Genomic DNA, 25,040 nt, shown 5'->3' with positions numbered 1-25,040 from the left:
CATGACCGTTGACGAACGTTCGGGCTCGGCGACGCTGAGTCCGGACGCGGTCGACTTCTGTATGTTCCTGCTCGGCATCGACGTGTTGCCGGTGGTGTTGGGCACGATGTCCACCCACGACGATTCATCCGCGCTCGCCAGGGCGAGGCTCGAGCAGCGCGCCGCCTTCGAGGGCGCGGGGCTGCTCGACGGCGACGACTTGGCCCCGAAGCTGGTCGACTTGTTCTCCGTGCTGGCCAGGCCGACGCGTGAATTGGCCATGCGGCTCTACACGCCGACCGACGTGCTGCGGCTGTGTCTGGTGACCGACGCCTCGCAACGGCACGTGCTGGCCATGCGCGGGCCGGAATCGATTGTGCTGCAGGATGCCTCCGTGACAGATTCGCCGCAGACCGTCGCGGCTCCGGTGCTGGCCGCGCTCGGCCGGCAGGCGGCGGCGCAGTTCGACCGCGTGAACGCACCCACCCAGACCCTGGTCGATGCACTCGAGGCGGGTCGTGAGACCGGCGACTACGAGTCCGCACTGCGCAGAGCAGGCGCGACAGAGGACGATGCTGCGGCGTTGGGCGCCGCCCTCGGGTCGATGTCGACCTATGCCGAGATCGTCGCCATCGCGCACGGCGACGCCAAGACCACCCAGGCGCCCGGCGCGGTCGTCGTCTACAACACAGCGAAGGGACGGGTCGTGGCCTCGCCCAGCCTGGCCGCGGACGGGGCCCTGTGGAGCACGTTCACGCCGGGCACGGACCATCGGATCGTGCAGGCCGTCGCCTCGCTGCTCTCGACTCTCGCCTGGTGACCGTTCCAAAAGTCCTTTCCGGAGTCAGTATTTGACTGTCGGTGCGTGGCCTGTTGTCCCGAGGACCGGGACCTCAGCGGACCCCGACCGCGCGGCGGCCCGGCTGGGACGCGCCGATGATGCGCAGCTCGTCGGGGATCGACACCATCGACAGCGTGAGCCGCCGATCGCCGATGTGCAGGTCGAACGTCTCCTCGTGGACATCCGGCTGCACCAGTCGGATGTCGGGAACGCCCGCGGCGCGCGCCGGCACCTCGTCGGACAGCAGCCGGATGACCGTGAGATCGGCACGCGGCACGCAGGATTCGGCGCCGTCGAGCAGCACGACCGTGTACTCGCGCTCGCTGTTCGCCTGGGACGACGCGGCCGCCGCGGTGGCGACCCGCAGCACCTGCTCGGCGCCGATCGCGTCGACCATCGGCTGCCAAACGTGCGGTCGGTCGGTGTGTACGAGCACCCGTGCGCCGATCGCGATCGCCCGCAGCGTGACCTGCTGCGCGAGGAAGAGCCCGCCCACGATGTCCACCCGTCGAACGTCCGGAGCAGCGATCCGCACCGCGATCGCATTGCCGGCCTCGTCTGCCCCGACGAGCTGGCCGCACCCACTGGCCGGGATCGAGATCTGTTCCAGTGCTTCGCCGTCCAGCACAGCCGGGTCGGCGATCGGCGCCTGACCGCGACCGCCGAACGGCAGACTCGCCAACAATGCCTCCTGCTGACGTCCGGCCAGCAGGCGAAGCGGGACGGTACGCGGCAGTTGCGCCGGACCCGGCGTGAGGTACCGGACGACGGCGCCCACCGTGGCTCCGTCCGCCGGTGCCGGACGGATCTGCAGCGTCAACGCGGTGTGCCGTGAGACGGGCCCCCACACGGGCGCCAACGCGTCCCCGCTCAGGGCGGAGCGATCCGCGACGAAGCTGGTGTGCACCTCGCGCGGGGATGCGGCGCAGTCCCAACGCTGTTCGAACCGGTCCACCGGTACGCCGCCGGTCAACTGGGCGATCGCGGCGTTGACGTCCAGGGCCGGCAACACCCGTGCGGCGTGGCCGCTCTCGGCGAGCTTGCGCACGATCCGGGTGGTCGCGACGGCGGCAGCGCGCAGCGCGCCGGTGGTGTCCCCGCCACGCCGGGCCACCGCCTCGGGACACGAGCGTGGACGGAACCGGACCGTCAGCCAGGTGTTGCGGCGGGCGATGGCCGGAAGCGGGCCGAGCAACCGCTCGTATACGGAGGCCTGCAGCGATTCGCCGACGGTGCGTGCGCCGAGGCACACGACGTCGATGCCCTCGAGCGCGATGTCGAACTGGTCGAGGGCATCCGCCAGGACCCGCAGCGGCACCGTGTCGCGGGTGAACGCCGTGCCGCCGCGCATCGAGGTCACCTCTGCACGGACCGGGAGGAGCCGGATCATCGAGGTGATCACCTCGCCGTCCCACCGCACGCCGATGCGGTCGCCGTCCGGGCCGGTGATGTCGAAGGCCTCCGGCAGCTCGGCGGTTCGGTCGTCGCGCTTCGCCACGGCGTAGCTCCACCGGGTGCGGATCAGCGTGGTGAGGAACCGGCCACGAACGTGGATCACCCACGGCAGCGCGAGCGCCAGCCCGATTGCGAAGGCGGCGGGCCAGAAGACCCCGAGCAGCCCACTTGCCAACGCGCCCATCAGGAACAATGCCTGCGCGGTGATCATGGTGGACAGAGGTATGCCGAACACGCTTCGCGACAGATTCCGCCCCACTTGCCCCATCCCTCCCGACGATGCCCGGTCGCCGCCTCCTCCGCGACGACCGCGCTGATCCCCGCCAGGCTACCGATCCGGTGGCGTCGACGCCGCCGCCGGGGCGGGTTTGCCGCTGCGGTAGCCTGCACCGCGGCGCGAGTACAGGGCGCGCGGGGGATCGCGGGTGCAGGGAGGGACGCTTTGCCGGCGCAATTGACTACCAAATCTCAGGTCAACGGATACCGCTTCATGGTCCGGCGGATGGAGCATGCGCTGGTCCGGCGTGATGTGCGCATGCTCGACGATCCGATGCGCTCGCAGTCGCGGGCGCTGACCGTCGGGATCGTGCTGGCGCTGTTGGTGCTCGGCGGGTGCGGTGTGCTGGCCCTGTTCAAGCCGCAGGCGAAGATGGGCGACGCGAAGATCGTGGTGGGCAAGGATTCCGGCGCGATGTTCGTGGTGGTGGACGGGCGCCTGCACCCGGTGTTGAACCTGGCCTCGGCCAGGCTCGTGGTCGGTTCCGCCGTGACTCCCCAAACCGTCAAGGACTCCGAACTCGGTTCGATGGCACGCGGTCCGCTGGTCGGCATCCCCGGCGCGCCGGAGCTGCTGCCGAACCGCAACGGCCAGCTGCATTCGGCATGGACGGTGTGCGACACGATCTCCGACGGGTCGGGCTCGGGATCTGCTGGATCGGCGCTGCCGTCCGGCGCCACGACCACCACCGTCATCGCCGGCAAGCCGGACCTCGGCGACGGGATCGGCGCGCTGGCGCCGGGCAATGCCCTGCTGGTGACCGACGGACGGACCGATTACCTGATCTACGACGGCAAACGGGCAGCGGTCGATCTCCGGGACACCGCCGTCACGCACGCACTGCAACTGGACGGCATCACGCCGAGGCCGGCCAGCTCCGGCCTGCTGAACGCGGTTCCGGAGGCGCTGCCCATCGTCCCGCCGCGGATCCTCGACATGGGGCGGCCGTCGAGCACCCCGATTCCGGGCCTGGTCATCGGTTCGGTCTTCTCGACCAGTAACGCCGGCGCGACCCAGTACTACGTGCTGCTGCGTGACGGCATGGAGAAGATCAGCCAGGCGACCGCCGACCTGATCCGCTACACGAACACGCAAGGCGGCGGGGAGATCCCGTCGATCGCGCCGCGGCTCACCGCCGGCGTACCGAGCGTCACCACGCTCGCGGTCGACTCGTATCCCTCGGTGGCACCGACGGTCGTCGACGCCAAGACGTCCCCGGTCAGCTGCCTGTCGTGGAACCGCGATGCCGATGCCAAGCACGCCGACCTCACGGTGCTGACCGGCAACTCGCTGCCCACGCCGCCGGGCGCACAGCCGGTGGCGCTGATCGGCGCCGACACCGGTGCCGACCGGCTCGACGAGTTCTACATGCCCCCGGGCAAGGCAGCGTTCGTCAGCGCCACCGGCGGAAGCCCCGATGCGGGGACGAGCGGACCACTGTTCCTCGTCTCCGACACCGGCGTGCGCTACGGCATCGCCGATCCCAAGACCGCGCAGATGCTCGGTTTGGGCGACAAGTCCGACCCGGCTCCGTGGCCGATCCTGTCGCTCCTGCCGCAAGGGCCGGCGTTGACCCGGACCGACGCGCTGGTCACCCACGACGGCATGAGTCCGGACCCGGCGCCCGGCAAGCTCGAGGTCAAGGAGACCAGCGGTAGCTGAAAGTCCGCTCAGCGCCTGCGGATTCGTCGCAGCGGCAAGGAAGCCAGCGAACCGGCGATCAGCAGCACAACGCAGACGGCCACGCCGATCAGTGCGGCATCGCGCGCGACGGTGCTCTTCGACTGTTCCGGCGCGGGTGCGGGAATCGCCTGGGACATCGGCGCGGATGCGCCTTCGCCGGACGGCAGGTCGGCGGTGACCGCGGCCACCGGGTCGACGATGCCGAACCCGACCTGTGAATCCCAACCGTGCGCGGGGGAGTGCGCGGTCCGCTCGATTCGCTCGATGACCTGCCGCGCATTCAGCTTCGGGTAACGCTGCCGGACCAGCGCGGCGACCCCGGCCACGTACGGGGCGGCGAAGCTGGTGCCCTCGATCGGGGACAGTTGCCCGTCGGCCCTGCGGAAGCTGTCGGCCAGGCCGCTGCCGGTGGCGAGCGAGACGATGCCCTCGCCGGGAGCGGCCACACCGATCCACGGCCCGGACAGGGTGAACTTGGACGGGGTGCCGTCGGCGTCGACCGAGCCGACCGCGAGCACGTCGCCCGAGAACCGGGCGGGCGTCGCCTCGACCTGCACGGAATCCTCGCCGGACGCGTCCGGGTGCAGCGGGTCGGGCAGCAGCGGGTTGTTCGCCGGGCAGTCCTGGCCGTTGCCGGTGTTGCCGGCCGCGGCGACGACCACGATGTTCTGGTCGGCCGCCTCCCGGACAGCGGCACCGAGGTTGCCGTCCCCGAGCTGTCCCTGCACGCGACAGGCCACCTCGGAGATGTTGATGACGGTGGCGCGTTCGGCGATCGCTTTACGCACCGCCGCCGCGAGGGTGTTCACGTCGCCGCCCGGTTGACCGCCGCCGTCCTTGCTGAAGTTGCTCGAGGACTGGCGGATCGCGATGATGGTCGCGTCCGGGGCGACGCCGGCGAAACCGTCTGACTGCGAAGATGCCCCGGCGATCAGTCCGGCGACCGCGGTGCCGTGGCCGTCGCAGTCCGAGGTCCCGTCCGATCCGCCGATGAAGTCGCCGCCGCCCTCGAGGGAATGCAGTCGCGGGTTGCGGCTGACACCGGTGTCGATCACCGCGACGCGCTGGTCCCTACCGGTGGCGAACTTCCAGGCCGGCTGGAAGTCCATGAACCGTTGCGCCGGTGAGGGATCGTGGAAGTTGCTGCCCGGTGCGGCGACCGCGACCGTGCAGGCGCTGGTCTGGCGCATCCCCGGGGGCGGCGGATTCGCGGCGAACGCGGGTGGCGCACCGGCCAGCGCGACCGTGCCGGACACGCAGACGGCGGCCAGCAGGCGGGAGGTGATCACAGTCCGCGCATGAGCCCGTAGAGGCCCATCACCCAGACCATCAGAGGGGCGACGGTCGCGATCAGCGCGTACTCGAACAACTCGACCGAGCGTCGCAACACCGGGGAATAGCTGTACTGAGGCGCGATGACACCGAATCCGATGCCGCCCACCAGCGTGAGCGCGGCGCTCGCGAACAGCGGGGCCGCCAGGTCCGGGTCGCCCAGCGCCAGCGTCACGACCGTGGCCAGTACGAGCGCGACTCCGGCGCCGATCAGGACGGTGGCCTGCGCCAGGTCGGTGTGGCTGCGTCCGCGCAGCATCAGCACGACCGCGAGCACACCGGCGAGGGCGACGCCCGGCCAGTCCGGTCCGGCGGCGGCATTGCAGCCGATGACCGCTCCGGCCACCGCGGTGCAGACGAGTCCGGCGATCAGTCCGGTCAGATAGTTGTTCGCCCGGATCGTGCGGACCTCGAGTTGCCCGGCGGAGGGCAGCGCGACCGCGCCGATCGGACCGATCGCCTCGACGTCGGACTGCGGCCCGACCCCGTCGGGGTCGGCGGTCGAACCGGTGCGCGGCACCGGTGGCAGCGGAAGGCGGGCGAGCATGATGGTCAGCCGCGGCGCGACGACGAGGCCCAGCATCGACACCACCGCCAGCCCCGCACCGACCGCCGGAACCTGGTCGGCGACCAGCGACGACACCAGTGCCGAGACCGCGGTAAGCGCAGACGCGGCGATCACCGCGGTGTTCGCCAGCAGCCCGGTTCCGCTGAGCCGCAACATGATCACCGCTGCGGTGGTGGTCAGTGCGGCGCCCAGCAACAGGTGCGGCGCGCCGAGCGGGCCGGGGACCAGCAGCGCGCCGCCGACCATGGTCAGGGGATAGGCGGCCCCGCCGAGCGCAGAACCGGCGAGGACGTCGTCGTAGAGCCTGGCGGCCAGCACCCCGGCGACCAGCAGGCACAGCGCGACGACCAGTGCGGCCAAGGGCAGGCCCAGACCCGGATGGGCGATCCCGCCGCGCAGCAGCACACCGGCGCCGGCGAGTGAGGCCGGCAGCGTTGCGACGCAACCGACCACGCGGGCCGACTGCGCGGTCCAGCGTCGGTAGCGCTCGTCGCCGACCAGTGCGACCGCATCGATGACGTCGTCGAACAGCGGCGGCATATCGGCGACCGACTCCGGGCGCAACAACAGCAGATCCCCGTCGCGCACACCGAGTTCGGCGAGGGTGCGGCTGTCGTTGAACGGGGCCTGGCCGATGCGCTGCAGCGTCCAGTACCGGCGCACCGCGGTGTCCGGCGCCGTGCGGTCCAGATCGGATCGGCGGCTCTCGACAAGGGTCACCAGCTCCGGGACCAGCGCTGCGACGGGTACCGAAGCCGGCAGCGCGATGTCCATCTGGGTGTGCTCGCCGAGGATCGAGACCCGGCACAGCTGGGCTCCCGCCCCCCTCGGCCGTCGCGCCCCGGTGTCAGCCGGCACAGGCACGCTCATTGCTCACTCCTGTCGTTCGCACGTGATCCGCTGCGACCGGGGCCGTGAACTCGACAGCGCGTTGCCCTCACTGCCATGTCCTCACCCCCGGGACGTGGAGACCGTTGCCCCCCGCAACCGCCAGACACAGTATCGTGTCGGGCGATGCGTGCGCCCGGCGCACCGCACGACAGTGGCAGACAGTCCCGCGCAGGGAGAGGCGCGGGCATCCGGGGGAGGTCCGATGAGTACGCGCGCCTTTGTCAGGAAGCCGCGGATCACACCTCCGCGCATGCCCGGCGGCGAAGTCGACCTGCAGCCGCCACCGGAGATCCCGCGGGTCGTCCCCGGCGGGATGCTCGGCAAGCTGATGCCGGTCGTGATGGTCGTGTCGATGCTCGGCATGGTCGGACTGATGTTCACCAGCGGCGTCCCGTCGAACCCGACGACGTTGCTGTTCCCCGCCATGATGGTCGTGTCGATGCTGGGCATGCTCGGGTCCGGCGGCCGGGGCAACGGCAAGAAGGCCGGTGAGCTGAACGAGGAACGCAAGGACTACTTCCGCTATCTCGGGCAGGTCTGCGACGAGGTGCGGTTGACCGGCGAGCAGCAACGCGACGCGATCGAGTGGTCGCACCCCGACCCGCGGACGCTGATCGGGCTGGTCGGCGGCCGCCGGATGTGGGAGCGTCGCGCCGCCGACCCCGACTTCTGCAACGTGCGACTGGGTTTCGGGCATCAGCAGCGACTGGCGACGAAACTGGCCTCGCCCGAGACCGGACCGCTCGAGGACCTCGAGCCGATCGCGTCGGTGAGCCTGCGGCGGTTCGTCCGCACCCACTCGGTGGTGCACGGCCTGGCGACCGCGGTGTCGCTGCGCGGCTTCGCGGCGGTCTCGGTCGAGGGTGACCGCGCCCAGGCCCGCGCGCTGGTCCGGTCGATGGTCTGCCAGCTGTCCACGTTCCAGGGCCCCGATCACGTGCTGGTCGCCGTCATCACCTCGAACCCGGACGGTCCGGAGTGGGCGTGGACGAAGTGGTTGCCGCACAACCAGCACCCGTCTGCGGTCGACGGACTGGGCTCGGCCCGGCTGGTCTTCTCCTTGCTCGGTGAGCTCGAGTCCGCGCTGGCCGCCGAACTCGAACCGCGCGGGCGGTTCTCCCGCAACGCGTCGCCGACCCCCGGACAGCCGCAACTCGTCGTCGTCTTCGACGACGGCTTCGTCGACGGCGACGAGCGGATCCTCGTCGAACTCGGGCTGGACGCGGTCACGGTGGTCGACCTGGCCGGCGAGTTCGCCACGATCGCGGCCCGGCGTGGCCTGCAGTTGATGGTCGCCGACGGGCAGGTGGGCGCCCGGACCCCGGAAGGCATCGACAACTTCGGCACGGCGGACCAGATGTCCACCGTGCAGGCCGAGGTGCTGGCGAGATCCATGGCGTCCTACCGTGTTGCGACCGCCGCGCAGGTCGAGGCAGGCGACGAGGGACGCTCGGTCGGTGCGGGGCTGATGGGGCTGCTCGGCATACCGGATGCCGCGGCGATCGATCCGGAGGTGGTCTGGCGCCCACGGTCCGCGCGGGAGCGTCTGCGCGTGCCGATCGGTGTCGATCCGAACGGGGCGCCGGTCGAGATCGACATCAAGGAGGCTGCCGAGAACGGCATGGGTCCGCACGGGTTGTGCATCGGTGCCACCGGGTCGGGTAAGTCCGAGTTCCTCCGGACGCTGGTGCTCGGCATGATCACCACGCACTCGCCCGATGCGCTGAACCTGGTGCTGGTCGACTTCAAGGGTGGTGCGACGTTCCTGGGCCTCGACGGTGCGCCGCATGTGGCCGCGGTGATCACCAACCTCGAAGAAGAACTGTCGATGGTGGACCGGATGAAGGACGCGCTCTCCGGTGAGATGAACCGGCGCCAGGAGTTGCTCCGTGCCGCAGGCAATTTCGCGAACGTCACCGAGTACGAGAAGGCGCGGACCGCGGGCGCGGCCCTGGATCCACTGCCTGCCCTGTTCGTCGTGGTCGACGAGTTCTCCGAGTTGCTCAGTCAGAAGCCGGAGTTCGCCGATCTGTTCGTCGCGATCGGGCGGCTGGGCCGCTCGCTGCACATGCACCTGCTGCTGGCCAGTCAGCGGCTCGAAGAGGGCAAACTGCGCGGACTCGACAGTCACCTGTCGTACCGCATCGGGTTGAAGACCTTCTCGGCGAACGAGTCCCGGACCGTGCTGGGTGTCCCCGATGCGTACCACCTGCCGAGCGTCCCGGGATCGGGATACCTCAAGTGCGACTCCGCGGATCCGATCCGCTTCAACGCGAGTTACGTCTCGGGGCCGTACTCACGAGTGGTACGCCGTATCACCGTCGACGGTGAGGAGGACTACGGCGACACCAGTCCGAAGCTGTTCACCGCTGCGGCCCTGCCGGTCGCCGCGACCGAACCGGTGCTCGCCGAGCCCGACGAGCCGGAGGAGGTCGAGGAACGCACCGAGACGAAGTCGCTGCTCGACGTCGTCGTCGACCGGTTGCGTGGGCATGGGCGCCCCGCCCACCAGGTCTGGCTCGACCCGCTCGACGAGTCGTCGACGCTGAACATGCTGCTGCCCGACCCGGACTGGCGTTCGCCGCGCAACCGGCACGGTGCGGTGTGGGCGCCGATCGGCATGGTGGACCGTCCGTACGACCAGCGGCGGGACGTGCTCACCGTCGACCTGTCCGGCGCGCAGGGCCATCTCGCGGTGGTCGGCGGTCCGCAGGCGGGCAAGTCCACCGCGCTGCGCACGCTGATCATGTCCATGGGGCTGACGCACACCCCGGAACAGGTGCAGTTCTACTGCCTGGACTTCGGCGGCGGCACGCTGACCGGCCTGGCGGATCTGCCGCACGTCGGTTCGGTCGCCGGGCGCCTGGACCAGGACCGGGTCCGCCGGACCGTCGCCGAGGTGGCCGCCGTCGTGCGGCAGCGCGAGGAGCGGTTCCGCGAGCTCGGGATCGATTCGATGCGTGAGTTCCGGCGGCGCAAGGCCGCCGCGCTGACCGCGCCCGATCCGGATGCCGACCCGGTTACCGCCGATCCGTTCGGCGACGTGTTCCTGGTGGTCGACGGCTGGGGCGTGGTGCGCCAGGAATACGAGGCGCTCGAACCGCAGATCACGGCCCTTGCCGGGCAGGGTCTGTCGTACGGCGTGCACGTGGTGCTCGGGGCCTCGCGCTGGGCCGAGATCCGCCCGGCGCTCAAAGACCTCATCGGCACGAAGATCGAACTGCGACTGGGTGATCCGGCCGACTCCGAGATGGCTCGCCGGCTCGCCGATCTGGTGCCGCTCGGTCGCCCGGGACGCGGCCTGACCCGCGACGGTCTGCACATGCTGATCGGCCTGCCGCGCATCGATTCGCGCAGTAGCACCGACGATCTGGTCGAGGGCGTCGCCGATGCGATCGGCCGGCTCGGGACGTTCTGGGACGGGCACCGGGCGCCGCCGGTGCGCATGCTGCCGGATCTGGTCCCGCGGGAGCAGATCCTCGCGCAGGCGGCGCGGCGGTTCGCCGGGGTGAGTCCCGAACAGCAACGGCTGCGGGTGCCGATCGGCATCGACGAGGCGGAACTGGCGCCGGTGTGCATCGACTTCGCCGTGGCGCAGAACTTCCTGGCGTTCGCCGATTCGGAATCCGGCAAGACGACGCTGCTGCGCAACATCTGTATGGGCCTGATGGAGGCCAACACCTCCCAGCAGGTCAAGATCATCCTGGCGGACTACCGCCGGACCATGCTCGGGGTCGTCGAGGGTGGACACCTGGCCGGGTATGCCGCCTCCGCCGACCAGCTGACCAAGATGGTCGCGCACCTCTGCGAGATCCTCGCGGGCCGGATGGCCGGGCCGAACATCACCCAGCAGCAGATGCGGGAGCGGTCCTGGTGGAGCGGTCCGGAGATCTTCCTGGTGGTCGACGACTACGACATGGTTGCCACCGCGAGCGGGAACCCGTTGGCCCCCCTCGTGGACTTCCTCGCCTCCGCGCGGGACGTCGGTCTGCACCTGGTCATCGCGCGCCGTTCCGGTGGCGCGTCGCGGGCGATGTTCGACCCGGTGATCGGCAGGCTCAAGGATCTGAGCGTCGACGGCCTGGTGATGAACGGCAGCCGCGACGAGGGCAACCTGCTCGGTACGGTGCGGCCGTCGGCACTGCCGCCGGGCCGTGGCACGCTCGTCACCCGGGCCCGCGGCGCCGAACTGGTGCAGGTCTCGTACCTGCCGCCGCTGTGACCGCCGTCGATGTGTGGCCGACGGGGTCTCCGATCCGAAGGCGTTGCCGCCCAGCATCGTCGGGCATCACGGTTGTCCCCAGGCGGATAATGCGCTGCTGGTGTCGAGGATCGACAGTCGGCTAAGGTCAGGGGCGTCTGATGACAGGGGGGACGAGATGAGTGGATTCGCCGCGCACACCGACGGCATCCGTAGTTATGCGGCGTCGGCCGGATCGATGAGCGAGCAGGTGGCACAGGCGGGCGGGATGAACGTCGCCGAATCACTTGCGACGCTGGGCCCGGTGTTCGGATTGATCGGTGCCGACTTCCTGGCCGCGTTCGGTGCGGTTCTCGGCACGCACGTGGCTTCGATCGGCGGGCTGGCCGCGGTGCTCGCCGGCACCGCGGACAACGCCGTCGCGATCGCCGGCGCGTACGACACGGCCGAGGAGGCCAACGCCGCGAACCTGCGGGCCGTCGGGGCCGGGCTGGGGGCGCGCGCATGATCCCGGTGCAGGCACTGGCGCAGCCGATCACGCAGCTGATCCAGGCGGTCGGCACGGGCGTGCTCGGCGGTGGAAGCGCGGCCTCGCTGCTGCAGGCGGGTTCGCTCGGCCTCGGTGCCGCGGTCGAACTCGGCGAGGTCGCGGTCGTCGAGCTGGCGCAGTCGTGGCAGGGGCAGGCGGCGGACGCGGCCCAGACCCACGCCACCCAGGGGCATCGCAGCGGCCGCGAGCTCGCGGACCGCGGTGAGTCGCTGGCCCAGATCGTCGGTGAGGCGTCCGCCTCGGTCAATCGCGGCACGGTCGAGCTCGAGGGAATCCTGCAGTCGTTCATGACGATCGCGGTCGCGACCGCGCCGATGATCATGACCCCGCCCGGCCAGGCCGTGCTGATGGCCGCCGCCGTCGAGCACATCGAACAGGCCCTCGCGGTCGTCGCGCGGGTCCGCGGTGAGCTGGCCGTGCATGCAGCGAAGCTGCCGGCGGTCGCCGACCAGGTGCAGTTGCCACCGATGCCGGACGTCGGTTCGCTCGCGAGCTCGCTGATGGGTGCGCTGCCGACCTCGCCCGCCTCGCTGGGGCCGGGTTCCGGCGGCTTCCAGACGTTCGACGGCGCCGCATCGACCTCGCCCGCATCCCTGTCCGGCGCCGGATACGGCGGGGGACAGGGCGGTCCGCTCCCCGGTGCCTCGGGCCTGTTCTCGGGCATCGGGTCGATGGGTGGGGCCGGTTCGTCCGGCGGCCCCACCACGGCGGACCCGGTCCCCGGACTCGGCGCGCTGCCGGGTGGTTCGTCGTCGGGCGTGGGGTCCTCGACGGGAAGCGCCGGCGGCGTGCGGATCACGCTGCCGGACGGCAGCACCGCGGTCGCGCCGAACGAGAAGGCGGCAGACGCGGTGCGCAGTGCGCTGAGTCAGCGCGGCGTCCCGTACCAGTGGGGCGGCACGGATCCGGGCAAGGGCCTGGACTGCAGTGGCCTGACCAAGTACGCGTACGGCCAGGCCGGCGTGGATCTGCCGCGCCTCGCGCAGGATCAGACGGTGGGCGAGCAGGTCTCGCAGAGTCAGATCGAGCCCGGCGACCTCGCGGTCTGGGACGGCCACGTCGCGATGGTGATCGGCAATGGCGAGATGGTCGAGGCGGGCGACCCGGTCCAGGTGAGCCGGGTACGCACCGACAACATTGGCATGGCGTTCAAGGGTTTCTATCGGCCCACCAGCTGACCACGGGTCTGCGTGAGTCGAGGGTGACCGGGCTGGAGGAGTGAATTGACGACGGCGAGTACACGGTCGGGCACGATCAGGGTGCACACCGACGAGCTCGGGCTACCGCTCGCGGTACACATCGAGCCGAATGAGATGCGCAAGGATGCAACGTATCTCGCGAGTGAGGTGCTGCGTCTGTGCAAGCAGGCGGCGCGGCGCGCGGATGCGGATCGACGGGTGGTGCTGGAGCAGGCGGGGGTGCCGGGAGCCTTCCTGGATCAGGCCGGCCTGCCCTCGCATCGATCGATCGCGGAGGAAGAGGCGCACGAGGAGCTCGAGTTCGAGGAGCAGCCACGGACCTGGTTGAGGTCGGTATGAGCAGCGAATGGCATGACCTGGTCGAGCAGGTGCGTGGACGGGCGCTGAAGATCGCCGAGACGTCCGCGACGCTGTCCGCGCTGCGGGTCACCGAGACCTCACCGGGCGGTGAGGTCACCGTCGAGGTCGGCGGCAACGGGGCGTTGACCGGGCTGCGGTTCACCGACGCCGTGACCAGGATGTCGGGCAGCGAACTCGGTGCGCTGGTGGTGGAGACGGCGGCGCGGGCCGCGGCATCCGCCCGGTCCGGCCGCGACGAGGTGTTCGACCGGTTGCAGGCCGAGTACTGATCCGACATCGCATCGACAGGGACACGCGGGGACGGAATCACGCGTAAACGGCGGAGCTCCGCGTACCGTGTGAAGTTTTCCTCGCGTGAACTGATCTTGATCGGGTAGAGTCACCGACTGCGCGGCCGTCGGGGTCGCGTGCGGGTGACCCGACCGGCGCGAAAGCCATTCCAGCGCAAGACGGGTGGTCGCTGCGTCGGACCTACGACATGATCGGGGAACGAACACCGTGGATCTCGAGACCTATCAGCATGCCATCACCCCTCCCTGGAACCGGCAGTTCCGGGAGTCGACGGCGGTGGCGTCGTTCGGGTCCTTCTCCACCCACACCACGGTGCTGCCTGCGCAGAACGGTCACGTCGGCCCGGGCCCGATCGATTTCTGGAACGGTGACGCCGCGCCGGAGCCGGTCTCGGGTACCGGGGGTGAGCATCCCGCGCCGCCCGCGGCGGAGCCCGGACCGCTGCCGCCGCCGACCATGGACGACGTCGCCGCGCAGTCGCTGCTCAAACGGCGTAAGGCGGCCCCCAGCGGTGGCTGGCGCCGCGCGGTGCACAAGCTGTCCGGCGGTCACCTGAATCCCGGTGACTCACCGGCCCAGGTCTACCGGCAGGCGCTCGCCGAGCGGATCAATCAGCCGCTGCGGGGCGACTATCGGATCGCCTTCCTGTCCCTCAAGGGAGGCGTGGGCAAGACCACGACCACCGTGGGGCTGGGGGCGACCTTCGCGTCGCTGCGCGGAGATCGGGTCATCGCGCTCGACGCCAACCCGGACTTCGGCACGCTCGCGCAGCGCGTGCCCAACCAGACGCTGTCGACGGTGCGGGATCTGCTCGACGACCGCGACGCACGCCGGTACTGCGAAGTGCGCCTGCACACCTCGCAGGCGTCGAGCAGGCTCGAGGTCCTCGCCAGCGAGCGCGACCCGGCGGTGTCGGAGGCGTTCAGCGAGGAGGACTACCGCGCTGCCGTCAAAGTCCTGCAGTACCACTACAACCTGATCCTCACCGACTGCGGCACCGGGCTGATGCACTCCGCGATGAACGGGGTGCTCGCCCTGGCCAACTCGCTGGTCCTGGTCAGCGCACCGGCGATCGACGGGGCCCGCAGCGCCGCGGCCACGCTGGACTGGCTGGACTGCCATGGCTTCGGACACCTCGTCGAGCGGACGGTGGTGGTGATCAGCGCGCCGCGGCCCGGGGCGTCGACCCTCGACGTCGACATGCTGGTGCGGCACTTCCGCGCCCGCTGCCGCGCAGTGCAGATCATCCCGTTCGACGAGCACCTCTCCGAGGGTGGTGTCCTCGAACTCGAACTGCTCCACCCGGACACCCGGCTGGCGTTCATGGAACTCGCGGCGCTGGTCGCGGAGGACTTCCCGGCGCCGGAGGGGCGGCACGCGGGCACCTTCCGCTGCTGACGGCGGACCGCGCTCAGCGCTTCCCGCGCCCCGCGAGCCGGACGGGGCGACGGGGCCGGCGCATGCCGAGCCGGAGCACCGCGCGGGCGTTCGATCCGTCCGAGCTGCGCCGGATCGCCCGGCGTTCGGAGGGTTTGAAATCCCACGTCTCGGGCCGTGCGGCCACCCAGCGCTTGCTGTGAATGGCGAACGGGATGTGCGCCAGATAAACCGCCACGAGGACGATCAGGACGACATACGGGTATGTGATCAGTCCGGCCGCGACCAAGGCGACACCCACCAGCAGCAGCGCGGCCATCCGGGGCGGTACCGACATGGATTTCATCGCCAACGTCGGGACCCGGCTGACCACGAGGGCCGCGGTGACCAGCATCCACGCGGCGACCGCGTACCGGTTGGTCCACCAGCCGTGTCCCCACTGCTGCAGCGCCGCGATCGGCACCATGCAGATCAGCGCGCCGGCGGGGGCCGGCACCCCGACGAAGAAGTCGCGGGTGTAGGCCGGCACCGTGTCGTCGTCGAGCAGGGTGTTGAACCGGGCCAGCCGCAACACGATCGACACCGCGAAGACCAGCGCGATCACCCAGCCGAGCGAATTCGGCTGCAGCAGCGTGATGTAGAGGACCATCGCCGGTGCGACACCGAACGAGATCGCGTCGGACAGTGAGTCCAACTCGGCGCCGATCTTCGTCGTTGCCGACAACAGCCTGGCGAGCCTGCCGTCGAGCGCGTCGAGCACCGCGGCGCCCGCGATCATCGCCAGCGCACTGCCCGGCTGGTGATCGAGCGCGAACTTGATCGAGGACAGGCCCACGCACAATGCGAGGATCGTGATGACGCTCGGCAACAGGCGGATGCCCGGTGCACGGCCCCTGCCGACGGCGACGTTCACGGCAGTTCTGCGAGCACGGTCTCGGCACCGACGGTGCGTTGCCCCCGCTCGACCAACAGCTTGGTGCCCGCGGGAAAGTAGGTGTCCACCCGGGAGCCGAACCGGATCAGACCGTAGGTGTCCCCGATCGGCAACCGGTCACCGACCTTCGCCTCGCAGACGATGCGACGGGCGATCAGACCGGCGATCTGCACGACCGCGACCTCGGCCCCGGAGCGGGTGCGCAGCAGCATCGAGTTGCGCTCGTTCGCCTCGCTCGCCTCCGGTAGGTCCGCGGACAGGAAGCGGCCCCTGCGGTGCACCACCTTGAGGACCTCCCCGCCGACCGGGCTGCGCTGCGTGTGCACGTCGAGCACGGACAGGAAGATGCTCACCCTCGGCAGGGGGTCTGTGCCCATGCCCAGTTCTGCAGGGGGAGCGGCGGTGTCGACCAGTGCGACCTCGCCGTCCGCCGGGGCGACGACGACACCGGGACGGTTCGGCGGGACCCTGTTCGGGTTGCGGAAGAACGCAGCGCAGGCCCCTGCGCCGAGCAGCCCGGCGCGGCGCACGAGCGTGGACCGGCGGCCGAGGACCGCGAGCGCGAGCGGGCCGAGCACGAACGGCAGCCCGGCCGGGTGCATCGGCGGCACCGTGTTGCGAACCAGCTCGACCACGTGGGCCGCGGAGGTGTCGGGTTGGGTTCCGGGTGGCTTGGGTCGGCGGGCCACGGTCTCCTCATCGGGTTGCGAGGTGGCGCAGTGGCGCCCTCGGTCTCGGTGTCGGCGCGGATGCGCCGTGTCGGACGGTGTTGCTTTGCCCACAATTGTGCCAGTCGACCGGCGGCCCGTTCAGCGCGGTCGGCCCACTCCCGCGATCGTGCGGACCAGCCAGAGCAGCAGGACCGCACCGAACACCGCGGCGAGGGCGCTGCCCAGGATCCCGAACTGGTGGACCTGCGCGCCGAAGAGCCACAGCAGCCCGCCGCCGAGCAGCCCGCCGAGGACCCCGATCACCGGCGCGGCCGCGGCCGCGGCGACGCGTCCGAGGGGCCGGTCGAAGCCGATCAGACGCGCTGCGGCCCAGCCGGCCAGTGCCCCGCAGACCACCCAGGCCACCGGTGACAACGGCAGCACGTCAGTCGTCCAGGTCCCACACGGAGATCGTGGCGCCGGCCGGCATCTCGGTGACGTCCTCCGGGATCTCCAGCAGGCAGTTCGAGGCGGCGAGCCAGCGCAGGTGGTGCGAGGCGGGCGGGCCGATGGGGTGCACGGTCCCCGCGGAGCGGTCGTGTACGCCGCGCTGGAACTGCCGCTTGCCCTGCGGAGAGCGGACCGGCTGGGTCAGCTCGGCGACCGACCGGGACCGTTCGGTGTCGGCGAAGCCCATGGCGCGCAGCAGCGCCGGCCGGACGAAGACCTCGAACGAGACCAGCGCGCTGACCGGGTTGCCGGGCAACGTGACGATGGGCACGCCGTCGAAGATCCCGGCGCCCTGCGGCATGCCCGGCTGCATGGCGACCTTCGCGAACTCGACCCCGCGCGTGGACAGAGTGTCCTTGACGACTTCGTACGCCCCGGCGCTGACCCCGCCGGAGGTGAGGACGAGGTCGACGTCCGCGGACCGCAGCGCCGACAGGAAGGCGTCCGGGTCGTCGGCCACGAACGCACGTTGCTCGGCGAGCGCGCCGGCCTCGCGGACCGCGGAGGCCAGCATGATGCCGTTGGATTCGTGGATCTGCCCGTGCTGCAACGGTTCGCCGGGCCGGACGAGCTCGCTGCCGGTGGACAGGACAAGCACTCGCAGCGGCGGGAAGACCGTCACCGTCGGCAACCCGAGCGCGGAGAGCAGGCCCAGCTGTGGCGCACCGAGACACCGGCCCGCGGTCAGGACGACCTCACCGGCGCGGACGTCGCCGCCGGCGAGACGGATGTGACGGCCCGGCTCGGTGGAGCCGAAAAAGGCCACGGTCCCGGTGCTGCCGTCGGTGAGTTCGACCGGCACGATCGCGTCCGCACCCGGCGGCACCGGGGCGCCGGTCATGATCCGGTGTGCGGTGCCCGGTCGCAGCGGGGGGCCGTCGACGCGGCCGGCCGGGATGTCCGCTGCCACCGGCAGGCGCACCGGCGTCGCGTCGGTTGCGGCGGCGACGTCGGCCGCGACGACCGCGTACCCGTCCATGGCCGAGTTGTCGAAGCCGGGCAGGGAAAGCGGTGCGGTGATGTCACGTGCGGACGCGAGGCCCAGCGCCTCCGCGAGGGGCGACTCGACGAGGGGGCGCGGGCGCAGCAGGTCCGCGACGATCGACCGGTGTTCGGCGACGGAACGCATGGCCACATTGTGCAGGGCGGCGTCGTGCAGGGCGGCGAGCGGGCCGTCCGCGCACGCCGTCGGGTCGGGGACCGGGTCTGGGGAGCGGGCGCGGGAATCGAGAGTCCAAAGTCCCTGGCCTCCCGCCCGATAAAGAGGAAAGATTTCCTCTGAATCAATGGTTCGACGAAGGAGCCGGCATGGCGGACACCAACAAGATCGTGGACGTGCGGACCGAGGAGCCGCGTCGTCGGCACGAACTGATCTTCGAGAACTACCTGGCACTCACTCCCGGTGAGGGATTCGTCCTGGTCAACGACCACGACCCCAAACCGCTGTACTACCAGTTCGAGGCCGAGCACACCGGGCAGTTCACCTGGGATTACCTGGAAGAGGGGCCGCTGACCTGGCGGGTGCGCATCGGCCGCACCGAGTCGGCGGCCTGACGCCGGCGCGTGCAGCGGCCCCTCTCGCGGGTCGTGCGTGGGTGTGGGATCAGCGGGCCTCGGCCTCGGACTTGATGCGGGCGAGGGTGGCGTTCATGCCCTCGACCATCTCGCGCTCGAAGCCCTCGGTGCCGCCCATGAGCTTGTCGACCAAGAACCGGGAGATCGCCGTCGTGCCGTTGGGAGCCTCCCGCGTCTCGGTCACGGTCGTGCCGGCGCCGGACGCGATCAGTTCGTAACTCCACACCGAGCGGTTCTCGTTGATGCGGAACGCGAGCTTGCGGTTCGGCTCGAACTCCACCACCTTCGAGGTGGTCGGCCACACCAGCAGGCCCCTGCGGTTGAGGTTGAAGGTCTTGGCGCCGCGACCGACCGGGCCGGACACGCGCATCTTGCGGCACTGCGGGCTCCACTCGCCCATCCGCTTGAGATCGGAGACGATCGACCACACCTGCTCGGGTGTCGCGTCGATGTCGATGGTGGCCGTCAACGTGTTGGTCACGGGTGTTCTCCCATTCGAGTGAAACTGTCGGTTACAGCTACTGCGGCATTCTAGGTGTGAGCCGGGACGCATCGCGCCCGCACCATGTTGCCCGTCTCGGTCTCGCAGGGTCGGACGGACCTCGCGGACGGGTCCCGAAGGTGAGAGCGTGGGCCTGTGGAGAAAGTCGTGTACACACTGTGGGCCGCGCCGTCGGAGGATCCGGAGGCGTTCGCGAGTGCACTGCTGGGTCCGGTCGCCCGGGAGGTGGTCGCAGCCGGGGTGCGGGGACTCCAGGTCAACGTCGCCGACGGGTCGGTGGCCGATGCGACGGTGCGGATCGCATCCGGAGAGCCGATTTCGGCGTTGGTGTCGGTGTGGTTGGACTCGGTGGCCGCACCCGAACGCACGGCGGTCGAGGACGTGCTCGGTGCGGCGGCGGCGCGGATCGCCGGCTACCTCGTCACCGAATCGGTCCCGCTGGCGCCGCCGGCCGGGCAGCCGGGCGCGCGCGACGAAGGATTCGCCCAGATCTCGCTGCTGCGCCGGCCGTCCTCCCTCGACCGCGAGAACTGGCTGGAGAACTGGCAGGGTCGGCACACCGCCGTCGCGATCGAGACGCAGAGCACCTTCGGATACGTGCAGAACGCGGTGGTCCGCGCGGTCACGCCCGATGCGCCGCCGACCGACGCGATCGTCGAGGAACTGTTCCCCACGGCCGCGCTGTCGGATCCCTACGCGTTCTACGACGTGGCCGCCGGGGACAAGCCGGCACTGCGGCAGCGGGTGCACGCGATGCTGGACAGCGTCGCGACCTTCGGCGGGCAGGAGGGCATCGACGTGGTGCCCACCAGCCGATACGTGACGTTGTCGCCGTTCGCCCGCAGCTGAGACCGGAGTTAGGCTCGACCGATGGCGCGCATCGACGGGGTCGTGTTCGACATCGACGGCGTCCTGACCACGTCGGGCCGGGCCATCGCCGGCGCGGACCGGGCGGTCGAGACGGTCCGGGAGCGGGGCCTGCGACGCGTCTTCCTGACCAACACCACCTCGCGGTCGCGCGCGGACATCGCGGCCATGCTCGCCGGCTGCGGGATCCCCGTCACGCCCGACGAGATCGTCACCGCCGCCCGGCTCACCGCCGAGTATCTGCGCGGCAACCATCCCGGGGCGCGCTGCCTGCTGCTCAACAGCGGCGACATCGGCGATGACCTCGGGTCCGTCGAGACGGTCGAGGACGGCGCCAGGCCGGACGTGGTGGTACTCGGTGGCGCCGGACCGGAGTTCACCCACCTGGCGCTGAGCCGGGTGGTCGCGTTGATGCTCGACGGCGTGCCGGTGGTCGCGATGCACCGGGGCCTGACCTGGGCGACGGCCGACGGGCTGCGGATCGACACCGGCGTGTACCTGCCGGGGATGGAGCAGGCCGCGAACACGAAGATCACCGCGGTCGGGAAGCCGTCGGCCGCGGGGTTCGTCACCGCCGCCGCATCGATCGGGGTGAGCCCGCACCGGCTCGTGATGATCGGCGACGACCTGCACTCGGACGTGCTTGCCGCGCAGCGTGTGGGGTACACCGGCGTGCTGGTGCGGACCGGCAAGTTCCGGCAGCAGACCCTCGCACGGGCGGGAGTGGCGCCGGACCACGTGATCGACTCGGTCGCGGACCTGCCGACGCTGCTCGAGAGCCTCGCCGGCTGAGTGCCGGTGCAGCCTCCCGGAACCTTGCACTCGACCGACCTGAGTGCTAAAAATGGCACTTGGCACTCGCAACAGCTGAGTGCCAGGTCGGGACGGTGAGACCGGGTCCATCGACACCCCTGGTCGTCCGTCGCGGGCACTGACCCCGGCCGGAAGCGTTACCAGGACGACCAGCCAAGTGGTCGTCCTCGGGTGTCACCCCGAATCATCCGGAGGATCACTTCGCAATGGCCAAGATCATCGCGTTCGACGAAGAGGCACGTCGCGGCCTCGAGCGTGGCCTGAACAGCCTCGCCGACGCCGTCAAGGTGACGCTGGGACCCAAGGGTCGCAACGTCGTGCTCGAGAAGAAGTGGGGCGCCCCCACGATCACCAACGATGGTGTCTCCATCGCCAAGGAGATCGAGCTCGAGGACCCCTACGAGAAGATCGGCGCCGAGCTGGTCAAGGAGGTCGCCAAGAAGACCGACGACGTCGCGGGTGACGGCACCACCACCGCGACCGTCCTGGCTCAGGCGCTCGTCCGCGAGGGCCTCCGCAACGTCGCCGCCGGCGCCAACCCGCTCGGCCTCAAGCGCGGCATCGAGAAGGCCGTCGAGTCGGTCACCGCCGAGCTGCTCAAGTCGGCCAAGGAGGTCGAGACCAAGGAGCAGATCGCGGCCACCGCGGGCATCTCCGCGGGCGACTCGTCCATCGGCGAGCTCATCGCCGAGGCCATGGACAAGGTCGGCAAGGAAGGCGTCATCACGGTCGAGGAGTCCAACACCTTCGGCCTGCAGCTCGAGCTCACCGAGGGCATGCGCTTCGACAAGGGCTACATCTCGGGCTACTTCGCCACCGACGCCGAGCGTCAGGAGGCCGTGCTCGAGGATCCCTACATCCTGCTGGTCAGCTCCAAGATCTCCACGGTCAAGGACCTGCTGCCGCTGCTGGAGAAGGTCATCCAGGCCGGCAAGCCGCTGCTGATCATCGCCGAGGACGTCGAGGGCGAGGCCCTGTCGACCCTGGTCGTCAACAAGATCCGTGGCACCTTCAAGTCGGTCGCCGTCAAGGCCCCCGGCTTCGGTGACCGCCGCAAGGCCCAGCTCGCCGACATCGCCATCCTCACCGGTGGCGAGGTCATCAGCGAAGAGGTCGGCCTGTCGCTGGAGACCGCCGGTCTCGAGCTGCTCGGCCAGGCCCGCAAGGTCGTCGTCAGCAAGGACGAGACCACGATCGTCGAGGGCGCGGGCGACTCCGACGCCATCGCCGGCCGCATCAACCAGATCCGCGCCGAGATCGAGGCGTCGGACTCGGACTACGACCGCGAGAAGCTGCAGGAGCGCCTGGCCAAGCTGGCCGGCGGCGTTGCGGTGATCAAGGCCGGTGCCGCGACCGAGGTCGAACTCAAGGAGCGCAAGCACCGCATCGAGGACGCCGTCCGCAACGCCAAGGCTGCGGTCGAGGAGGGCATCGTCGCCGGTGGTGGCGTGGCCCTGCTGCAGTCCTCGCCGGTTCTGGACGGACTCAAGCTCGAGGGCGACGAGGCCACCGGTGCCAACATCGTGCGCGTCGCGCTGTCGGCTCCGCTCAAGCAGATCGCCTTCAACGCCGGCCTCGAGCCCGGCGTCGTCGCCGAGAAGGTCTCGAACCTGCCCGCCGGCAGCGGCCTGAACGCCGCCACCGGTGAGTACGAGGACCTGCTCGCCGCGGGCATCAACGACCCGGTCAAGGTGACCCGCTCGGCGCTGCAGAACGCGGCGTCCATCGCGGCGCTGTTCCTGACCACCGAGGCTGTCGTCGCCGACAAGCCGGAGAAGGCCGCCGCACCGATGGGCGACCCGACCGGCGGCATGGGCGGCATGGACTTCTGATCTGACGATCGGAACGCCTGAGCTCAGGTAACCGGGAAGCCCGGGGCACCGCACGGTGTCCCGGGCTTCCTCGGTTCCGGCCTCGTTCGGGGCCCCGGCCTTGTGCCCGGCCATGACCGGGTCTGTGCATCGTCTGAACATCGTCCCGAACCTGACGTAACACCGGGGGTGTCGTGGTGCGATGCACTGGACGGGCCGTTTGTGTGCACGCCTCGGGTAGGTCGTGCGCGCGGCCCGTCTGCCGACCCCGAGTCGTCTGAACGACCCATTCAGGTCGGTCGGGTATAACTGCTGTGATCGATTCGACGAGAATGCCTGCGACCCGCGGGCAAAGACGAAGGTGAGACGACGGATGCCACGGAAGAAGACCAGGACGATGTCGAGGTTGTCGGCACGCGCAGCCGCTGCCGCCGCGATCGTGGTCCTTCCGCTGCTCGGCGCCGGCTACACCGCATCCGCCGACCCGGTCACCGCGGACACGGCCGCCACCGTCCAGGCTCGGGCGGTCAAGTCGTCCGACGGTTCCTACCTGCAGCAGGTGCAGCAGGTCGACGGCCGGCAGATGAACCTCTACGTCTACTCGGCCGCGATGGAGAAGATCATCCAGCTCGAGGTGATCACCCCGGCCGACACCAGCGCGCCGCGGCCGACCCTGTACCTGCTCAACGGCGCGGGCGGCGGCGAGGACTCGGCGACCTGGCAGGCGCAGACCGACATCGTCAACTTCTTCAAGGACAAGAACGTCAACGTGGTCACCCCGGTGGGCGGCGCGTTCAGCTACTACACCGACTGGCAGAAGACGGACCCGGTCCTCGGCAAGAACATGTGGACGACGTTCCTGACCGAGGAGGCGCCGTCGATCGTGAACTCGGCGCTGAACACCAACGGCGTCAACTCGATCGCCGCGCTGTCGATGTCCGGCTCGTCGGTTCTCTCGCTCGCCGAGCACGCCCCGGACCTGTACAAGTCGGTGGGCGCCTACAGCGGTTGCGCCGAGACCAGCACCCAGCCCGGCCAGGACTACGTCAAGCTGGTCGTGGCCAGCCGCGGCGGCGGCGACGTCACCAACATGTGGGGACCGGTCGGCGGGCCGGACTGGAAGGCGAACGACGCCTACGTCAACATCGACAAGCTCAAGGGCAAGAACATCGCGCTGTGGATCACCTCGGGTAGCGGGCTGCCCGGGCCGCACGACAACCTGAACGGCCCCGGCATCAACGGCAGTGTGCCGACGCTGGCCAACCAGATCATCGTCGGCGGTGTCATCGAGGCCGCGGTGAACCAGTGCACGCACGAACTCGCCACCAAGATGGCGAAGCTGCAGATCCCGGCTCACTTCGACTTCAAGCCGACCGGCACCCACTCGTGGGGATACTGGCAGGACGACCTGCACCAGTCGTGGCCGATGATCGCCAAGTCGATGAACATCTGACACGTGAGCATCGGACGCCCGGACGTCTGAGAGCCGGGGCATCCGGCACCGGACGACACCCGTCGCAGCGAGGACCCGCGCACACCGTGCGCGGGTCCTCGTCGTAGGTGAGGCCTGGCGGTGCGGGCGGTGGCCTGCTCGGCATGATCAATCTGCTGCCGCTGATGAACTCGATCATGGCGATCGACGCGGTCAGTTCCTCGCCGTCCGCCTGGTCCCGGACCGCATCCGCGAACCTTCCAGACCTGCTTTCAGGAGTTGACTGGACCAGATCATCGTCGGCGGGGTGATCGAGGCGGCGACGGATCAGTGCACGCACGATCTGGCCACCCGATTGGACGCGCTCCGCATCCCGGCGACCTTCGACTTCACCCCGACCGGCACCCACTCGTGGGGGTACCGGCAGGACGCGCTGCACAAGGCGTGGCCGATGATCGGCGCGTCGATCGGAGCCTGAAGCGCCGGCCCCGATCGGGTGTCGGGAGCGCCCTGTACGCGGAATCCGCGCTGGTGACAGCGTTTCTGTGAACGTTCACAGAAAACGGGGCGGATGGTCTGAAACAGGCCCGAGGGGACTGCGAAGCGGTGCGCGGCTGGGTAGAAATGGTGGTGCACCGCCTAGCAGGGATGGTGCAGAGAAATCCAGACGCATCCTTCTAGGAGACCTCATGTCCTCGTCCAGCTTCGGCACCATCTTCACCTCTCTCGGCACCCTGTTCACCGCCCTCTCGGGATTCGGGTCGACGGGCACCGGCGGCGCGACCGGTGGCACCAGCGGTACCGGATCCGCCTAGCCGACGGGGTCGCCCACGCACCTTCTCGGGGCCTGCACGCGCACGCGTGCAGGCCCCGAGGTGTGTTCGGGCAGCCGGGGCTGTCCGGAGGGCCCGAAATGGTACTAGAGTGACGGGCGAGTTTGAT

At 70.2% G+C, this 25,040-nt stretch carries 22 protein-coding genes and 1 pseudogene; 15 read left to right on the top strand and 8 right to left on the bottom strand.

The annotated features are described in order from the left end of the window. Position 1: 1 nt before the first annotated feature. Positions 2–799, top strand: coding sequence for an ESX secretion-associated protein EspG (locus G4X40_RS07695; protein WP_277831489.1), 798 nt, complete (start codon positions 2–4; stop codon positions 797–799). A 73-nt stretch (positions 800–872) separates the two neighbouring features. Here the strand turns inward: G4X40_RS07695 and eccE are convergent, their stop codons facing one another. After that, complete coding sequence (gene eccE, locus G4X40_RS07690; protein WP_277831488.1) at positions 873–2,543, bottom strand: type VII secretion protein EccE; 1,671 nt, start codon at positions 2,541–2,543, stop codon at positions 873–875. Positions 2,544–2,717: 174 nt separating this feature from the next. Between eccE and eccB the strand changes: the two genes are divergently transcribed. Beyond that, complete coding sequence (eccB, locus tag G4X40_RS07685; RefSeq protein WP_277831487.1) at positions 2,718–4,214, top strand: type VII secretion protein EccB; 1,497 nt, start codon at positions 2,718–2,720, stop codon at positions 4,212–4,214. Between the two features lie 8 nt (positions 4,215–4,222). On the opposite strand, the gene mycP is transcribed toward eccB, so the two are convergent. After that, positions 4,223–5,524, bottom strand: a complete 1,302-nt coding sequence (mycP, locus tag G4X40_RS07680) for a type VII secretion-associated serine protease mycosin (RefSeq protein ID WP_277831486.1) — start codon at positions 5,522–5,524, stop codon at positions 4,223–4,225. Next, the gene (gene eccD / locus G4X40_RS07675) at positions 5,521–7,005 is read right to left on the bottom strand and encodes a type VII secretion integral membrane protein EccD (protein ID WP_277831485.1); all 1,485 of its coding nucleotides are present in this window, start codon (positions 7,003–7,005) and stop codon (positions 5,521–5,523) included. The genes mycP and eccD overlap by 4 nt, the downstream gene beginning before the upstream one ends. 223 nt (positions 7,006–7,228) lie before the next feature. Between eccD and eccCa the strand changes: the two genes are divergently transcribed. The 6 genes from eccCa to G4X40_RS07645 all read left to right on the top strand — a co-directional run bounded on the left by eccCa (position 7,229) and on the right by G4X40_RS07645 (position 15,025). After that, complete coding sequence (gene eccCa, locus G4X40_RS07670) at positions 7,229–11,248, top strand: type VII secretion protein EccCa (protein ID WP_277831483.1); 4,020 nt, start codon at positions 7,229–7,231, stop codon at positions 11,246–11,248. Positions 11,249–11,405: 157 nt separating this feature from the next. Next, the gene (locus G4X40_RS07665; RefSeq protein ID WP_277831481.1) at positions 11,406–11,735 is read left to right on the top strand and encodes a type VII secretion target; all 330 of its coding nucleotides are present in this window, start codon (positions 11,406–11,408) and stop codon (positions 11,733–11,735) included. Further along, positions 11,732–12,955 carry a C40 family peptidase gene (locus G4X40_RS07660; protein WP_277831480.1) on the top strand — a complete coding sequence of 408 codons (1,224 nt, stop codon included), beginning with the start codon at positions 11,732–11,734 and terminating at the stop codon, positions 12,953–12,955. Before G4X40_RS07665 ends, G4X40_RS07660 begins: the two co-directional genes overlap by 4 nt. Positions 12,956–13,036: 81 nt before the next feature. Further along, entirely contained in the window at positions 13,037–13,315 is a 279-nt protein-coding gene (locus G4X40_RS07655) for a hypothetical protein (protein ID WP_277831479.1), read from the top strand. Then, entirely contained in the window at positions 13,312–13,605 is a 294-nt protein-coding gene (locus tag G4X40_RS07650) for a YbaB/EbfC family nucleoid-associated protein (RefSeq protein ID WP_277831478.1), read from the top strand. The genes G4X40_RS07655 and G4X40_RS07650 overlap by 4 nt, the downstream gene beginning before the upstream one ends. A 229-nt stretch (positions 13,606–13,834) precedes the next feature. After that, on the top strand, positions 13,835–15,025 hold the full coding sequence (locus tag G4X40_RS07645) for a MinD/ParA family ATP-binding protein (protein WP_277831477.1): 1,191 nt from the start codon (positions 13,835–13,837) through the stop codon (positions 15,023–15,025). Positions 15,026–15,038: 13 nt separating this feature from the next. On the opposite strand, the gene G4X40_RS07640 is transcribed toward G4X40_RS07645, so the two are convergent. From G4X40_RS07640 to moeA, 4 genes are all read right to left on the bottom strand, one after another. Then, positions 15,039–15,917, bottom strand: a complete 879-nt coding sequence (locus G4X40_RS07640; RefSeq protein WP_277831475.1) for a CDP-alcohol phosphatidyltransferase family protein — start codon at positions 15,915–15,917, stop codon at positions 15,039–15,041. After that, positions 15,914–16,627, bottom strand: a complete 714-nt coding sequence (locus tag G4X40_RS07635) for a phosphatidylserine decarboxylase (RefSeq protein ID WP_277831473.1) — start codon at positions 16,625–16,627, stop codon at positions 15,914–15,916. The genes G4X40_RS07640 and G4X40_RS07635 overlap by 4 nt, the downstream gene beginning before the upstream one ends. A 120-nt stretch (positions 16,628–16,747) precedes the next feature. Continuing rightward, entirely contained in the window at positions 16,748–17,032 is a 285-nt protein-coding gene (locus G4X40_RS07630; protein ID WP_277831471.1) for a GlsB/YeaQ/YmgE family stress response membrane protein, read from the bottom strand. Position 17,033: 1 nt separating this feature from the next. Then, positions 17,034–18,227, bottom strand: a complete 1,194-nt coding sequence (gene moeA / locus G4X40_RS07625) for a molybdopterin molybdotransferase MoeA (RefSeq protein ID WP_277831470.1) — start codon at positions 18,225–18,227, stop codon at positions 17,034–17,036. Positions 18,228–18,406: 179 nt separating this feature from the next. Here moeA and G4X40_RS07620 point away from each other — a divergent pair, with 179 nt between their 5' ends. After that, positions 18,407–18,652 (top strand): DUF2249 domain-containing protein, encoded by a 246-nt coding sequence (locus tag G4X40_RS07620; protein ID WP_277831469.1) that lies wholly within the window; start codon positions 18,407–18,409, stop codon positions 18,650–18,652. Between the two features lie 49 nt (positions 18,653–18,701). On the opposite strand, the gene G4X40_RS07615 is transcribed toward G4X40_RS07620, so the two are convergent. Continuing rightward, positions 18,702–19,154: an SRPBCC family protein gene (locus tag G4X40_RS07615; protein ID WP_277831468.1), complete on the bottom strand. Its 453-nt coding sequence runs from the start codon at positions 19,152–19,154 to the stop codon at positions 18,702–18,704. A 168-nt stretch (positions 19,155–19,322) separates the two neighbouring features. Here G4X40_RS07615 and G4X40_RS07610 point away from each other — a divergent pair, with 168 nt between their 5' ends. The 6 genes and pseudogenes from G4X40_RS07610 to G4X40_RS07585 all read left to right on the top strand — a co-directional run bounded on the left by G4X40_RS07610 (position 19,323) and on the right by G4X40_RS07585 (position 24,913). Next, positions 19,323–20,024 carry an EthD domain-containing protein gene (locus G4X40_RS07610; protein WP_277831467.1) on the top strand — a complete coding sequence of 234 codons (702 nt, stop codon included), beginning with the start codon at positions 19,323–19,325 and terminating at the stop codon, positions 20,022–20,024. Positions 20,025–20,045: 21 nt separating this feature from the next. Continuing rightward, positions 20,046–20,834, top strand: a complete 789-nt coding sequence (locus G4X40_RS07605; protein ID WP_277831466.1) for an HAD-IIA family hydrolase — start codon at positions 20,046–20,048, stop codon at positions 20,832–20,834. 227 nt (positions 20,835–21,061) lie between these two features. After that, a complete protein-coding gene (groL, locus tag G4X40_RS07600; RefSeq protein WP_277831464.1) occupies positions 21,062–22,687 on the top strand; it encodes a chaperonin GroEL in 1,626 nt (541 codons plus the stop codon). A gap of 352 nt (positions 22,688–23,039) precedes the next feature. Beyond that, on the top strand, positions 23,040–24,119 hold the full coding sequence (locus G4X40_RS07595; RefSeq protein WP_408642148.1) for an alpha/beta hydrolase: 1,080 nt from the start codon (positions 23,040–23,042) through the stop codon (positions 24,117–24,119). A gap of 265 nt (positions 24,120–24,384) precedes the next feature. Further along, positions 24,385–24,576, top strand: a pseudogene (locus tag G4X40_RS07590) (esterase family protein); the annotation flags it as partial. A gap of 211 nt (positions 24,577–24,787) precedes the next feature. Continuing rightward, the gene (locus G4X40_RS07585; RefSeq protein ID WP_277831462.1) at positions 24,788–24,913 is read left to right on the top strand and encodes a hypothetical protein; all 126 of its coding nucleotides are present in this window, start codon (positions 24,788–24,790) and stop codon (positions 24,911–24,913) included. Positions 24,914–25,040 lie beyond the last annotated feature (127 nt).

The sequence above is a fragment of the Speluncibacter jeojiensis genome (genome assembly GCF_029589495.1).
Lineage (GTDB): Bacteria > Actinomycetota > Actinomycetes > Mycobacteriales > Mycobacteriaceae > Speluncibacter > Speluncibacter jeojiensis.
This window is presented reverse-complemented; position numbering and strand designations above follow the sequence as displayed.

Bases quoted from the DNA above. Each gene is read 5' to 3' on its own strand.
- G4X40_RS07595 (WP_408642148.1), top strand. From the start codon at position 23,040: ATGCCACGGAAGAAGACCAGGACGATGTCGAGGTTGTCGGCACGCGCA.
- eccCa (WP_277831483.1), top strand. From the start codon at position 7,229: ATGAGTACGCGCGCCTTTGTCAGGAAGCCGCGGATCACACCTCCGCGC.
- G4X40_RS07665 (WP_277831481.1), top strand. From the start codon at position 11,406: ATGAGTGGATTCGCCGCGCACACCGACGGCATCCGTAGTTATGCGGCG.
- groL (WP_277831464.1), top strand. From the start codon at position 21,062: ATGGCCAAGATCATCGCGTTCGACGAAGAGGCACGTCGCGGCCTCGAG.
- G4X40_RS07620 (WP_277831469.1), top strand. From the start codon at position 18,407: ATGGCGGACACCAACAAGATCGTGGACGTGCGGACCGAGGAGCCGCGT.
- G4X40_RS07660 (WP_277831480.1), top strand. From the start codon at position 11,732: ATGATCCCGGTGCAGGCACTGGCGCAGCCGATCACGCAGCTGATCCAG.
- G4X40_RS07695 (WP_277831489.1), top strand. From the start codon at position 2: ATGACCGTTGACGAACGTTCGGGCTCGGCGACGCTGAGTCCGGACGCG.
- eccE (WP_277831488.1), bottom strand. From the start codon at position 2,543: ATGGGGCAAGTGGGGCGGAATCTGTCGCGAAGCGTGTTCGGCATACCT.
- moeA (WP_277831470.1), bottom strand. From the start codon at position 18,227: ATGCGTTCCGTCGCCGAACACCGGTCGATCGTCGCGGACCTGCTGCGC.
- G4X40_RS07650 (WP_277831478.1), top strand. From the start codon at position 13,312: ATGAGCAGCGAATGGCATGACCTGGTCGAGCAGGTGCGTGGACGGGCG.
- eccD (WP_277831485.1), bottom strand. From the start codon at position 7,005: ATGAGCGTGCCTGTGCCGGCTGACACCGGGGCGCGACGGCCGAGGGGG.
- G4X40_RS07605 (WP_277831466.1), top strand. From the start codon at position 20,046: ATGGCGCGCATCGACGGGGTCGTGTTCGACATCGACGGCGTCCTGACC.
- G4X40_RS07585 (WP_277831462.1), top strand. From the start codon at position 24,788: ATGTCCTCGTCCAGCTTCGGCACCATCTTCACCTCTCTCGGCACCCTG.